Annotated in this window: 6 protein-coding genes, 2 tRNA genes and 3 rRNA genes; 10 read left to right on the plus strand and 1 reads right to left on the minus strand. The window is 59.2% G+C overall.

The features are described 5' to 3' along the window. Window positions 1–400: 400 nt before the first annotated feature. From ABNP31_RS08715 to ABNP31_RS08740, 6 genes are all read left to right on the plus strand, one after another. A 16S ribosomal RNA gene (locus tag ABNP31_RS08715) occupies window positions 401–1937 on the plus strand. Window positions 1938–2022: 85 nt separating this feature from the next. Beyond that, window positions 2023–2099, plus strand: a tRNA-Ile gene (locus ABNP31_RS08720). A gap of 26 nt (window positions 2100–2125) precedes the next feature. Then, window positions 2126–2201: transfer RNA gene (locus ABNP31_RS08725), tRNA-Ala, on the plus strand. Window positions 2202–2444: 243 nt separating this feature from the next. After that, window positions 2445–5336, plus strand: a 23S ribosomal RNA gene (locus ABNP31_RS08730). A gap of 137 nt (window positions 5337–5473) precedes the next feature. Further along, window positions 5474–5589 (plus strand): 5S ribosomal RNA (rrf, locus tag ABNP31_RS08735). Together the 16S, 23S and 5S rRNA genes with 2 tRNA genes alongside form the textbook arrangement of a ribosomal RNA operon. Before the next feature lie 355 nt (window positions 5590–5944). Then, complete coding sequence (locus tag ABNP31_RS08740) at window positions 5945–7753, plus strand: ABC transporter ATP-binding protein/permease (protein ID WP_085663130.1); 1809 nt, start codon at window positions 5945–5947, stop codon at window positions 7751–7753. Here ABNP31_RS08740 and ABNP31_RS08745 read toward each other — a convergent pair. Beyond that, window positions 7750–8979, minus strand: a complete 1230-nt coding sequence (locus ABNP31_RS08745) for an MFS transporter (protein ID WP_085663131.1) — start codon at window positions 8977–8979, stop codon at window positions 7750–7752. The genes ABNP31_RS08740 and ABNP31_RS08745 overlap by 4 nt on opposite strands. Window positions 8980–9278: 299 nt before the next feature. Here ABNP31_RS08745 and ABNP31_RS08750 point away from each other — a divergent pair, with 299 nt between their 5' ends. The 4 genes from ABNP31_RS08750 (at window position 9279) to ABNP31_RS08765 (ending at window position 13838) form a co-directional block, all read left to right on the plus strand. Beyond that, entirely contained in the window at window positions 9279–11513 is a 2235-nt protein-coding gene (locus ABNP31_RS08750) for a TonB-dependent siderophore receptor (protein WP_350013206.1), read from the plus strand. Window positions 11514–11716: 203 nt separating this feature from the next. Next, the gene (locus ABNP31_RS08755) at window positions 11717–12004 is read left to right on the plus strand and encodes an iron transporter (protein WP_350013207.1); all 288 of its coding nucleotides are present in this window, start codon (window positions 11717–11719) and stop codon (window positions 12002–12004) included. Beyond that, a complete protein-coding gene (locus tag ABNP31_RS08760) occupies window positions 12001–13515 on the plus strand; it encodes a PepSY-associated TM helix domain-containing protein (RefSeq protein ID WP_350013208.1) in 1515 nt (504 codons plus the stop codon). The genes ABNP31_RS08755 and ABNP31_RS08760 overlap by 4 nt, the downstream gene beginning before the upstream one ends. Beyond that, window positions 13512–13838: a DUF3325 domain-containing protein gene (locus tag ABNP31_RS08765; RefSeq protein WP_350013209.1), complete on the plus strand. Its 327-nt coding sequence runs from the start codon at window positions 13512–13514 to the stop codon at window positions 13836–13838. Before ABNP31_RS08760 ends, ABNP31_RS08765 begins: the two co-directional genes overlap by 4 nt. Window positions 13839–13843 lie beyond the last annotated feature (5 nt).

Below are 13843 nucleotides of genomic sequence, written 5' to 3' on the forward strand. Positions count from 1 at the left end.
CTGACGCGGTCTTTTTCAAAAAAACCTAAATTATTGAAATTAAAGATTGACCTCCTGAAACGCCGCCCTATAATGCGCACCACTCCAACGCGGTAGCGAAGCAAAGCCAGCCACCCTGTTGAGTCAAGTGTTTGAAGCTAAACGAGTTTCTCGCAAAAACTTCAAAATAAACGCTTGACAGCAAATGAGGAAAGCGTAGAATGCGCGCCTCGGTTGAGACGAAAAGCTCTTAACCAAACGCTCTTTAACAAATCGAATCAAGCAATTCGTGTGGGTGCTTGTGAGTACGGACTGATAGTCACAAAGATTATCAGCATCACAAGTGGCCATGCGAGAAATCACATAGTCATTTGAGATTGCTGAGCCAAGTTTAGGGTTTCTTAAAAACCCAAGCAGTATTGAACTGAAGAGTTTGATCATGGCTCAGATTGAACGCTGGCGGCAGGCCTAACACATGCAAGTCGAGCGGATGACGGGAGCTTGCTCCTTGATTCAGCGGCGGACGGGTGAGTAATGCCTAGGAATCTGCCTGGTAGTGGGGGACAACGTTTCGAAAGGAACGCTAATACCGCATACGTCCTACGGGAGAAAGCAGGGGACCTTCGGGCCTTGCGCTATCAGATGAGCCTAGGTCGGATTAGCTAGTTGGTGGGGTAATGGCTCACCAAGGCGACGATCCGTAACTGGTCTGAGAGGATGATCAGTCACACTGGAACTGAGACACGGTCCAGACTCCTACGGGAGGCAGCAGTGGGGAATATTGGACAATGGGCGAAAGCCTGATCCAGCCATGCCGCGTGTGTGAAGAAGGTCTTCGGATTGTAAAGCACTTTAAGTTGGGAGGAAGGGCAGTAAGTTAATACCTTGCTGTTTTGACGTTACCGACAGAATAAGCACCGGCTAACTCTGTGCCAGCAGCCGCGGTAATACAGAGGGTGCAAGCGTTAATCGGAATTACTGGGCGTAAAGCGCGCGTAGGTGGTTCGTTAAGTTGGATGTGAAAGCCCCGGGCTCAACCTGGGAACTGCATCCAAAACTGGCGAGCTAGAGTACGGTAGAGGGTGGTGGAATTTCCTGTGTAGCGGTGAAATGCGTAGATATAGGAAGGAACACCAGTGGCGAAGGCGACCACCTGGACTGATACTGACACTGAGGTGCGAAAGCGTGGGGAGCAAACAGGATTAGATACCCTGGTAGTCCACGCCGTAAACGATGTCAACTAGCCGTTGGAATCCTTGAGATTTTAGTGGCGCAGCTAACGCATTAAGTTGACCGCCTGGGGAGTACGGCCGCAAGGTTAAAACTCAAATGAATTGACGGGGGCCCGCACAAGCGGTGGAGCATGTGGTTTAATTCGAAGCAACGCGAAGAACCTTACCAGGCCTTGACATGCAGAGAACTTTCCAGAGATGGATTGGTGCCTTCGGGAACTCTGACACAGGTGCTGCATGGCTGTCGTCAGCTCGTGTCGTGAGATGTTGGGTTAAGTCCCGTAACGAGCGCAACCCTTGTCCTTAGTTACCAGCACGTCATGGTGGGCACTCTAAGGAGACTGCCGGTGACAAACCGGAGGAAGGTGGGGATGACGTCAAGTCATCATGGCCCTTACGGCCTGGGCTACACACGTGCTACAATGGTCGGTACAGAGGGTTGCCAAGCCGCGAGGTGGAGCTAATCTCACAAAACCGATCGTAGTCCGGATCGCAGTCTGCAACTCGACTGCGTGAAGTCGGAATCGCTAGTAATCGCGAATCAGAATGTCGCGGTGAATACGTTCCCGGGCCTTGTACACACCGCCCGTCACACCATGGGAGTGGGTTGCACCAGAAGTAGCTAGTCTAACCTTCGGGGGGACGGTTACCACGGTGTGATTCATGACTGGGGTGAAGTCGTAACAAGGTAGCCGTAGGGGAACCTGCGGCTGGATCACCTCCTTAATCGACGACATCAGCCTGCTGATGAGCTCCCACACGAATTGCTTGATTCATTGTAAAAGACGATGCTGTAACGCGACCCTGTTATAGGTCTGTAGCTCAGTTGGTTAGAGCGCACCCCTGATAAGGGTGAGGTCGGCAGTTCAAATCTGCCCAGACCTACCATTACATGGTTCAGCCGTAGAATACACGGGGCCATAGCTCAGCTGGGAGAGCGCCTGCCTTGCACGCAGGAGGTCAGCGGTTCGATCCCGCTTGGCTCCACCACTTTTGCCGTACGCAGTAACTTGTCAGAACTTAGAAATGAACATTCAGTTCGAATGTTGATTTCTGACTTTTGTCAGATCGTTCTTTAAAAATTCGGATATGTGATAGATATAGACTGATGACCAGTTTCACTGCTGGTTGATCAGGCTAAGGTAAAATTTGTGAGTTCTGCTCGAAAGAGCAACATGCGAATTTTCGGCGAATGTCGTCTTCACAGTATAACCAGATTGCTTGGGGTTATATGGTCAAGTGAAGAAGCGCATACGGTGGATGCCTTGGCAGTCAGAGGCGATGAAAGACGTGGTAGCCTGCGATAAGCTTTGGGGAGTCGGCAAACAGACTGTGATCCAGAGATCTCTGAATGGGGGAACCCACTCAGCATAAGCTGAGTATCTTGTACTGAATACATAGGTGCAAGAGGCGAACCAGGGGAACTGAAACATCTAAGTACCCTGAGGAAAAGAAATCAACCGAGATTCCCTTAGTAGTGGCGAGCGAACGGGGACCAGCCCTTAAGTTGATTTGAGATTAGTGGAGCGCTCTGGAAAGTGCGGCCATAGTGGGTGATAGCCCCGTACACGAAAATCTCTTGTCAATGAAATCGAGTAGGACGGAGCACGAGAAACTTTGTCTGAATATGGGGGGACCATCCTCCAAGGCTAAATACTACTGACTGACCGATAGTGAACCAGTACCGTGAGGGAAAGGCGAAAAGAACCCCGGAGAGGGGAGTGAAATAGAACCTGAAACCGTATGCGTACAAGCAGTGGGAGCCTACTTTGTTAGGTGACTGCGTACCTTTTGTATAATGGGTCAGCGACTTATATTCAGTGGCGAGCTTAACCGAATAGGGGAGGCGTAGCGAAAGCGAGTCTTAATAGGGCGTTTAGTCGCTGGGTATAGACCCGAAACCGGGCGATCTATCCATGGGCAGGTTGAAGGTTAGGTAACACTGACTGGAGGACCGAACCGACTACCGTTGAAAAGTTAGCGGATGACCTGTGGATCGGAGTGAAAGGCTAATCAAGCTCGGAGATAGCTGGTTCTCCTCGAAAGCTATTTAGGTAGCGCCTCATGTATCACTCCAGGGGGTAGAGCACTGTTTCGGCTAGGGGGTCATCCCGACTTACCAAACCGATGCAAACTCCGAATACCTGGAAGTGCCGAGCATGGGAGACACACGGCGGGTGCTAACGTCCGTCGTGAAAAGGGAAACAACCCAGACCGTCAGCTAAGGTCCCAAAGTCATGGTTAAGTGGGAAACGATGTGGGAAGGCTTAGACAGCTAGGAGGTTGGCTTAGAAGCAGCCACCCTTTAAAGAAAGCGTAATAGCTCACTAGTCGAGTCGGCCTGCGCGGAAGATGTAACGGGGCTCAAACCATGCACCGAAGCTACGGGTGTCATCTTTGATGACGCGGTAGAGGAGCGTTCTGTAAGCCTGTGAAGGTGAGTTGAGAAGCTTGCTGGAGGTATCAGAAGTGCGAATGCTGACATGAGTAACGACAATGCGAGTGAAAAACTCGCACGCCGAAAGACCAAGGTTTCCTGCGCAACGTTAATCGACGCAGGGTTAGTCGGTCCCTAAGGCGAGGCTGAAAAGCGTAGTCGATGGAAAACAGGTTAATATTCCTGTACTTCCAGTTATTGCGATGGAGGGACGGAGAAGGTTAGGCCAGCCTGGCGTTGGTTGTCCAGGTTTAAGGTGGTAGGCTGAAATCTTAGGCAAATCCGGGATTTCAAGGCCGAGAGCTGATGACGAGTTGCCTTTAGGCGACGAAGTGGTTGATACCATGCTTCCAAGAAAAGCTCCTAAGCTTCAGATAACTGGGAACCGTACCCCAAACCGACACAGGTGGTTAGGTAGAGAATACCAAGGCGCTTGAGAGAACTCGGGTGAAGGAACTAGGCAAAATGGCACCGTAACTTCGGGAGAAGGTGCGCCGGCGAGGGTGAAGGACTTGCTCCGTAAGCTCATGCCGGTCGAAGATACCAGGCCGCTGCGACTGTTTATTAAAAACACAGCACTCTGCAAACACGAAAGTGGACGTATAGGGTGTGACGCCTGCCCGGTGCCGGAAGGTTAATTGATGGGGTTAGCGCAAGCGAAGCTCTTGATCGAAGCCCCGGTAAACGGCGGCCGTAACTATAACGGTCCTAAGGTAGCGAAATTCCTTGTCGGGTAAGTTCCGACCTGCACGAATGGCGTAACGATGGCGGCGCTGTCTCCACCCGAGACTCAGTGAAATTGAAATCGCTGTGAAGATGCAGTGTATCCGCGGCTAGACGGAAAGACCCCGTGAACCTTTACTATAGCTTTGCACTGGACTTTGAATTTGCTTGTGTAGGATAGGTGGGAGGCTTTGAAGTGGGGACGCCAGTTCTCATGGAGCCATCCTTGAAATACCACCCTGGCAACTTTGAGGTTCTAACTCAGGTCCGTTATCCGGATCGAGGACAGTGTATGGTGGGTAGTTTGACTGGGGCGGTCTCCTCCCAAAGAGTAACGGAGGAGTACGAAGGTGCGCTCAGACCGGTCGGAAATCGGTCGTAGAGTATAAAGGCAAAAGCGCGCTTGACTGCGAGACAAACACGTCGAGCAGGTACGAAAGTAGGTCTTAGTGATCCGGTGGTTCTGTATGGAAGGGCCATCGCTCAACGGATAAAAGGTACTCCGGGGATAACAGGCTGATACCGCCCAAGAGTTCATATCGACGGCGGTGTTTGGCACCTCGATGTCGGCTCATCACATCCTGGGGCTGAAGCCGGTCCCAAGGGTATGGCTGTTCGCCATTTAAAGTGGTACGCGAGCTGGGTTTAGAACGTCGTGAGACAGTTCGGTCCCTATCTGCCGTGGACGTTTGAGATTTGAGAGGGGCTGCTCCTAGTACGAGAGGACCGGAGTGGACGAACCTCTGGTGTTCCGGTTGTCACGCCAGTGGCATTGCCGGGTAGCTATGTTCGGAAGAGATAACCGCTGAAAGCATCTAAGCGGGAAACTTGCCTCAAGATGAGATCTCACTGGGATCTTGAATCCCCTGAAGGGCCGTCGAAGACTACGACGTTGATAGGTTGGGTGTGTAAGCGCTGTGAGGCGTTGAGCTAACCAATACTAATTGCCCGTGAGGCTTGACCATATAACACCCAAGCAATTTGCGCGTAAGAAGCCAAATTGTGGTGGTGAAGACGAAAGAACCGAAAGTTCGCAACATCACAAATATCGCATATCCGAATTCGCTGGGCTGTCCATCTGGACATTCTGGCAACAGAATTTCTTGACGACCATAGAGCATTGGAACCACCTGATCCCATCCCGAACTCAGCAGTGAAACGATGCATCGCCGATGGTAGTGTGGGGTTTCCCCATGTGAGAGTAGGTCATCGTCAAGATTCATTTCGCAAAACCCCTATCTGCGCATGCAGGTAGGGGTTTTGTCTTTGTGGTGCAAAAATTCCCGGGCATACGCAGTTCCTGTGGGAGCGGCCTTGTGTCGCGAAAGGGCCGCAACGCGGCCCCAGGATTGATGCGCAACAGTTGAAATTGCTGGGGCTGCTTTGCAGCCCTTTCGCGACACAAGGCCGCTCCCACAGGGGATCGCGCCAACTTTTAGAATTTGAGCAAGGCAGTTGCTCCCACAGGGCCCCGCGTAGCTCTGAAAAGCAATCATGAAATGTGCGTCATTTATGCCTGACGAGTTACAGGTCAATGCTACGCTCGCGGAAATACTCAGCACGGATACCCATCATGGAAATGAACTGGCACCAGGCCCTGCAAGAGAGCCTGAGCTGGCTGGCAATCGCCTCGTTCATCACCCTTGTCTGCTTCACGGCAGCCGCCACACTGGCCGTACGTTGTACGCGCTGGGGCAGCCAGTTCTGGCAGCTTGCCGGGCCCTATTTCAGTTTCAGGCGCAGTTGGCGGCCGTTACTGGTGTTCGCCCTGCTGCTGGTATTGACGCTATTCTCGGTGCGCCTGAACGTGCTGTTCTCGTTCTGGTACAACGGCTTCTACAGCGCCTTGCAAGGCCTTGACCAAGCCGCCTTCTGGTACCTGCTCGGCGTCTTCGCGGTATTGGCCACCATCCATGTGCTGCGTTCGCTGTTCACCTTCTATGTAAGCCAGGCGTTCAGCATCCAGTGGCGGGTCTGGCTGACCGAGCGCCTGACCCACGACTGGATGCACGGCGATGCCTACTACCGTGGCCAGTTCCTTGCCGAGCCGGTGGACAACCCTGACCAGCGTATCGAACTGGACGTCAACGCCTTTGTCAGCAACTCGGTGACCCTCGCCCTGGGCGCGGTCAGCGCGCTGGTTTCACTGGTGGCGTTCACCGGCATCCTCTGGGGGCTGTCGGCGCCGCTGGCCGTCGCTGGTGTGGAGATTCCCCGGGCGATGGTGTTTGCCGTGTACCTGTACGTCATCGTCGCCACCTGGATCGCCTTCCGCCTCGGGCGGCCGCTGATCCGCCTGAACTTCCTCAACGAAAAGCTCACCGCCAACTTCCGTTACGCGCTGATGCGTCTGCGCGAGAACGCCGAGAACATCGCTTTCTACCAGGGTGCGCAGGTCGAGCGGGGCACCTTGCTGGGCCGCTTTGGTGCCTTGATCGTGAATGCCTGGGCGCTGGTGTTCCGGAACCTGAAATTCAGTGGTTTCAACCTGGGCGTGAGCCAGGTAGCAGTGGTGTTCCCGTTCATTCTGCAGGCACCGCGCTTCTTCAGCGGGGCGATCAAGCTGGGCGACGTCATGCAGACCTCCCAGGCCTTTGGCCAGGTGCAGGATTCGCTGTCGTTCTTCCGCGAGTCGTATGATGCGTTTGCCCAGTACCGGGCTACTCTCGATCGTCTGACCGGCTTCCTCGATGCCAACGAGCAGGCAAGCGCTTTGCCGCGCGTCATCACCGAGGACCAGGAGCATGCCTTGGCGATCAGCCGCCTGCAGGTGCTGCGCCCGGACGGGCATGCCCTTATCGCCGACCTGGACCTTGACCTGCACGCCGGCCAGGCGCTGTTGATCAAGGGGCCGTCGGGCAGCGGCAAAACCACGCTGCTGCGTGCGCTGGCAGGCCTCTGGCCGTATGCCGAGGGTGAGGTCAGGCGCCCGCTGGGCCACCAGGCGCTGTTCCTGTCGCAGCGGCCGTACCTGCCGCTGGGCGATCTGCGCGCCGTCATTGCCTACCCGGCGGCCAGCAGGCCTGAGGATGAAACGCGGATGCAGCAGGCCTTGCGCCAGGTCAACCTGGCCCACCTGGCCGAGCGACTGGACGTCAGCTGTGACTGGTCACACATTCTCTCGGTCGGTGAGCAGCAGCGCCTGGCATTTGCCCGGGTGCTGTTCAACCGGCCGCAGGTGGTGTTCCTTGACGAGTCCACTTCGGCCATGGACGAAGGGCTCGAGCATGCCCTGTATTCACTGTTGCGCACGGAAATGCCGGCGGCGTTGCTGGTCAGTGTCGGGCACCGCAGCACGCTGGCAGGTTTCCATACCCATCGGTTGGAGGTGGATGGGCATGGCGGCTGGTCGCTACTGGAGCAGCAGCCAGCGCTGGCCTAGTTCGGATTGTCGGTGATCGGGGCCGGCCTGAGCAATGCGACCCCGACCAGGGTGCTGCCGGCACACGCTGCGCCAAGCAAGAATGTCGCCTTGAAGCCGACCCCGTCCCACAGCAGCCCGGCCACCACGCTGGCCACCAACAGCGCCACGCCGGTCAGCAGGTTGAACAGGCCGAAGGCTGTACCGCGCAGTTCGGCGGGGGCGCTGTCGGCGATCATGGCGGCAAAGATGCCTTGGCTGAAACCCAGGTGCAGGCCCCAGGCAGCCACCCCCATGGCCAGCCCGGTCCAGCCCGGCAGCAGGGCCAGCAGCAGGTCGGCGGCGACCAGCAGCCCCAGCCCGGTCATCAGCACGCCGCGGCGGCCCACGCGGTCCGACAGCACCCCCGCGGGGTAGGCCGACAGCGAGTAGGCCAGGGCCATGAGCACCAGCACTGCCGGCGCCCACAGCGGCGCCAGGCCCATGTCCTGTGCGCGCAGCAGCAGAAACGCCTCGCTGAAGCGGGCGAGGGTGAACAGCGTGGCCAGGCCGATCAGCCGCCAGTAGGCCGGGCCCAGGCGGGCCAGCTCGTGCAGGGCCAGCGGTGAGCGCACCGGCCGGGTGGTGGCCGGCGTTTCAGGTTCGCGCACGAAGGCGATGAGGATGTACACGGCCACGAACGCCGGGAGCACCGCCACCCAGAACACCGTCTGGAAATGGCTCGCGGTCAGCCACATCAGCACGATCGCCAGCAACGGCCCAAGGAAGGCGCCCACGGTATCCAGCGCCTGGCGCAGGCCGAAGGCTGCACCACGCAGTTCTGCGGGCGTGACGTCGGCCACCAGCGCATCGCGCGGCGCCCCACGAATGCCTTTGCCTACCCGGTCGACGAAGCGTGCCGCGGTCAACCACTCCAGCCCGGAGGCCATGGGGAACACCGGCTTGGTCAACGCACCCAGGCCATAGCCCAGCACCGTGAGCAGCTTGCGCTTGCCCAGCCGGTCGCTGAGGGCACCGGAAAACACCTTGGTGATCGAGGCGGTCGCCTCGGCGATACCTTCGATAAAGCCCACCGCCACTACCGAGGTACCAAGCACGGTGACCATATACAGCGGCAGCAGTGCGTGAATCATTTCCGAGGAAATGTCCATGAACATCGACACGAACCCCAGCGCCCAGACACTGCGAGGGATCTTCGACAGGGACCTGGTGGCGTTCGTGGCGTGGCTTTCTTCGTGGCTGCGCATCAGGAGGCTCGGCAGAGGGCTACGTTCGAAACTGTAGGAGCCGTCACGCAGGATGCAAATCGGACAGGTGTATGCAAGCAAGAGCGCGAATAGCCGGGCTGCGCCGGCAACGCTGTCGTGTCAGCAAAGTTCCGTTACAAACATGTAAACTTCGTAAATAAGATTTAAACTCATTTGCGAATCTCTATATTTACCATCCCTGTTGGCCACCAAACTGTGTTTGCGAGGCCGGTGGGCGAGGGCTCCCGGTTTCCGACAGGGATGTGCCGTTTCGCTCATGAATCGCAGGAGATGTACCCATGCAGTGCAAGACTTCACCCAACAGCCTGGCCCTGGCGTTCGTCGCGCTGGCGTCACCGGCCATGGTGGCCACCGTGGCCCAGGCCGAAGAACAGCGCACGGGTGAGGTGCTGGAGATGCCGGTTGCCGACAGCGCCCTGGTTATCCAGGACACCCTGGTTACCGCCGAGCGCGAGGCACGCCAGGCCCTGGGTACGTCGATCATCACCGCCGAAGACATCAAGCGCCATCCGCCGGCCAATGACCTGTCCGACATCATCCGCCGCGAGCCCGGGGTCAACCTGACCGGCAACAGCGCCAGCGGCGCGCGTGGCAACAACCGGCAGATCGACCTGCGCGGCATGGGCCCGGAAAATACCCTGATCCTCATCGACGGCAAACCATCCAGCGCACGCAACGCCGTGCGCTATGGCTGGAACGGCGACCGCGATACCCGCGGCGAAACCAACTGGGTACCGGCAGAAGCGGTCGAGCGCATCGAGATCCTGCGTGGCCCGGCGGCCGCACGTTACGGTTCCGGCGCCATGGGCGGGGTGGTCAACATCATCACCAAGCGGCCCACCGACGAACTCAAGGGCAGCGTCAGCCTGTACACCCAGCTGCCGGAAGACAGCGCCGAGGGCGCCAGCCGCCGGGCCAACTTCAACCTGGGCGGCGGCCTGACCGACAACCTCGGCTTCCGCCTGTACGGCGGCCTGGCCAAGACCGATGCCGACGACCTGGACATCAATGCCGGGCATGCCACCAGTGCGCTGGTGGCGGGCCGCGAAGGCGTACGCAACAAGGACATCAATGGCCTGCTGAGCTGGAAGCTGAACGACGAGCACCGCCTCGAGGCCAGTGCCGGCTACAGCCGCCAGGGTAATATCTTTGCCGGCGACACCATGAACAGCAACGGCGGTGGTGACGTCGAGTTCGTGTCCAGCCTGTACGGCCACGAAACCAATGTGATGCAGCGCAGTACCTACGACCTGACCCACCTGGGCGATTTCACCTGGGGTACCAGCAAGACCGTGCTGGCCTACGAGTACGTGCGCAACTGGCGCCTCAACGAGGGCCTGGCAGGCCGTACCGAAGGTGCCCCCAATGCCGAAGGCGCCGCCATGTCGCGCCTGCGCAACACGCGCCTGAGCAGCGAAGTGAACCTGCCATTCGCCATGAGCAGCACCGAACATGTGCTGACCCTGGGCGGCGAGTACCTGTACGAAGCGCTCAATGACCAGGGCTCGCTGCGCCCGCAAAGCTCGGACCCTACCGGTAACGACGGGTTGGTCGGTTTCGACCGCAGCAGCTCGAAGATGACCGCCCGCAGCTATGCGCTGTTCGTCGAGGACAACATCATTGTCGGCGACACCACCATTACCCCGGGCCTGCGTTTCGACCACCACGAAACCTTCGGCGACAACTTCAGCCCCAGCCTGAACCTGTCGCACAAGCTGACCGAAGCACTATCGGTCAAAGGCGGTATCGCGCGCGCCTACAAGACCCCGAACCTGTACCAGTCCAACCCCAACTACTTGCTGTACAGCCGCGGCAATGGTTGCAGCGTGCAGCAGACCAACAACGGTGGCTGCTACCTGCAGGGCAACGCCGACCTCAAGCCCGAGATCAGCGTCAACAAGGAAATCGGCCTGATGTACGACCGTGGTACCTGGCGCACCAGTGCCACGTACTTTCGCAACGACTACAAGAACAAGATCGTCGGTGATACCGATGTGTTGTACACCATCGGCACCGGCAGCCGCGTGACCCAGTGGGACAACGCCGGCAAGGCGCGGGTGGAAGGTATCGAAGGCAACCTGTTCATCGAGCTGACCCCGGCCCTGGACTGGAACACCAACCTGACCTGGATGCTCGACAACGACAACCGCGAGACCGGCGAGCCGCTGTCGGTGATCCCGGAATACACCGTCAACACCACCCTCGACTGGCGCGCCACCGAGAAGCTGTCGTTCCAGGTGGCGGGTACCTACTTCGGCAAGCAGAAGTCGCCGACCTTCAACGAACGCACCCAGCAAGGCTACGACAAGACCGCGCAACAGGACGTGGAAGCCTACGGCCTGGTGGACGTGAGCGCTGGTTACAAGTTCAACGCCAACTACGACGTGCGGGTGGGGGTGAACAACGTGTTCGACAAGCAGATCCTGCGTGGCGGCAACGCCAGTACTTCGGGCGCCAATACCTATAACCAGCCGGGCAGGGCGGTGTTCGCTGCGCTGAACATCAACTTCTGATCCAAGGGGCCGCTGCGCGGCCCATTCGCCGGCAAGCTAGCTCCCACAGGGATCGCGCCAACGTTTGGAATTTGAGCAAGACAGTTGCTCCCACAGGTACCACATAGTATTCGAACCCTGTGCAATCCCTGTGGGAGCTGGCTTGCCGGCGAATGGGCTGCAAAGCAGCCCCGGATGCCCCGATCAACGCCAAGGAGCCCCCGATGATCAAAGCCCCCGCCTGGCTGCAGATCCTCTCCCGCAGCTGTGCCGCACTGCTCGGCGGCTATGCCCTCAGCTACGCCGCCAGCGCCTGCCTGGCCCGTATCCTGCCGCTGGCTGCCGCCGATGCGGTCATCGTCGCGACCCTGCCGGCCTTCATCTTCTACACCGCCGCCATCCTCTGGGCCTTCGCCTGCAGCGATGCCCTGCGTGCCTGGGCCCCGCTGGCTTTGGCCGTACCGCTTGCCCTGATCGGCTTCTGGCCGCAGGCACTGGAGTGGCTGGCATGAAGAACACCTTCACCCAATCGATGGCCTGGCTGCACACCTGGGCCGGGCTGATTTTCGGCTGGCTGCTGTTCGCCATCTTCGTCACCGGCACCCTGGCGGTATTCGACAAGGAACTCGACCACTGGATGCAACCGGAAATCCCGGCCACCGAGGTACCCCAGGCCGACGCCGCGCGGCGCGCCATTGCCTACCTGCAGGCCCACGAGCCGCAGGCTGGCAACTGGGGCATCAGCCTGCCGAGCGAGCGCTCTCCCGGGTTGCGGGTGTCCACCGGCGAGCGTCGACATGGCCCCACCGTACAGCTCGACCCGCGCACCGGCGAGGCCATCGAGGTGCGTGACAGTGTTGGTGGCAACTTCTTTTTCCGCTTCCATTTCACCCTCGACCTGCCACGCAACTGGGGCATCTTCGTGGTCGGCGCGCTGGCGCTGGTGATGCTCGCGGCGCTGGTCACCGGTATCGTCATCCACAAGAAGATCTTCAAGGAGTTTTTCACCTTCCGGCCGAACAAGGGCCAGCGCTCGTGGCTGGATTTCCACAACGCCAGCGCGGTGCTGTTGCTGCCGTTCCACCTGATGATCACCTACACCGGCCTGGTGATCTTCATGCTCATCTACATCCCGGCCGGGGTCGATGCGCTGTTCGCCGGCGACAACCGTGCCTACTTCCAGGCCCAGGGCAATGCCCGCCTGGAGCAGCCTCGTGGCCTGGCCAGGCAACCGGCCGCGCTGGTCGATGTCGCGCCATTGCTGGCCCAGGCCGAGGCGCGCCTGGGGCCGATTGGTGGCCTGAATATCCGCAACCCCAACACGGCGGCGGCGCGTATCGAAATACGCCCCGGACTGGGCAACCGCATTGCCTTGGCCAAGGGCCAGGCCATGGTCTTCGATGGTGTCAGCGGGCAGTTGCTCGGCGACGTCGCCGAATGGCGCGCGGCGCCATTGACCCAGCGGGTCATGGCCGGCCTGCATTTCGCCCAGTTTGGCGGCTACCCGATGCGCTGGCTGTATTTTGTCTGCGGGCTGGTCAGTTGCCTGATGATCGCCAGCGGGCTGGTGCTGTTCTGCGTGAAGCGTGGGCGCAAGTACGCCAGCGCCGAGGCTTCGGTGCGGCGTTGGTACCGAGTGGCGGAGGTGTGCAACGTGGGCTTCGTCAGTGGCCTGTTGTTGGCGTGCGTGGCGTTGCTGTGGGCCAGCCGCGTGCTGCCGGTAGAACTGGCGCAGCGGGAGAGCTGGGAGGTTCGTGCGTTCTTTGGTGTATGGCTGCTGGCGCTGTTGCATGCCGGTATCAGGCCAGTACGCCGGGCCTGGGTCGAGCAACTGCTGCTGACCGCGTTGCTGTGCATTGGCGTGGGTGCGTTGGGTGGCTTGGGCGACGCCATGCGCCTGGGGGTGGTGGCCTGTGCCTTGGTGTTGGGTGTATTGCTCGGGCTGCTGGCCTGGCGCGTATGGCAGGCGCAGTGGGTGCCGCAGAAGGCCAGGGCAGGGCGGCGGATGGAGGCCGGGGCATGATGATGTGGATCATGGGCAGCGTGTTGTTCGCCTACGCTGGCATGCTGGGGCTGTGCCAGGGGCTGGAGCGGCATTACAAGCAGGTATGGAACCGCACCTGCCCGTCGGTGCTGCGTGTCGGCTTGCGCGCGGCCGGCTGGCTGGCGTTGCTGGCCAGTCTGGTGCTGTGTGCCCAGGCCTGGGGCTGGGCCATGGGGCCGGTGGCCTGGTTTGCCGTGATGTCGCTGGCGGGGATGGTGCTGGTATTGCTGCTGCCATACTGGCCGCGGCTGGCGGTGGGGTTGGTGGCAGCGGTGCCGGTTTGGGGACTGATGCTGCTGTGATCTGA

Origin of the sequence: Pseudomonas asiatica, assembly GCF_040214835.1 — a bacterium.
Classification (GTDB): domain Bacteria; phylum Pseudomonadota; class Gammaproteobacteria; order Pseudomonadales; family Pseudomonadaceae; genus Aquipseudomonas; species Aquipseudomonas putida_Z.

Coding starts and splice junctions, on each gene's coding strand:
- ABNP31_RS08740 (WP_085663130.1), top strand. CDS start 5,945: ATGGAAATGAACTGGCACCAGGCCCTGCAAGAGAGCCTGAGCTGGCTG.
- ABNP31_RS08765 (WP_350013209.1), top strand. CDS start 13,512: ATGATGATGTGGATCATGGGCAGCGTGTTGTTCGCCTACGCTGGCATG.
- ABNP31_RS08760 (WP_350013208.1), top strand. CDS start 12,001: ATGAAGAACACCTTCACCCAATCGATGGCCTGGCTGCACACCTGGGCC.
- ABNP31_RS08750 (WP_350013206.1), top strand. CDS start 9,279: ATGCAGTGCAAGACTTCACCCAACAGCCTGGCCCTGGCGTTCGTCGCG.
- ABNP31_RS08745 (WP_085663131.1), bottom strand. CDS start 8,979: ATGCGCAGCCACGAAGAAAGCCACGCCACGAACGCCACCAGGTCCCTG.
- ABNP31_RS08755 (WP_350013207.1), top strand. CDS start 11,717: ATGATCAAAGCCCCCGCCTGGCTGCAGATCCTCTCCCGCAGCTGTGCC.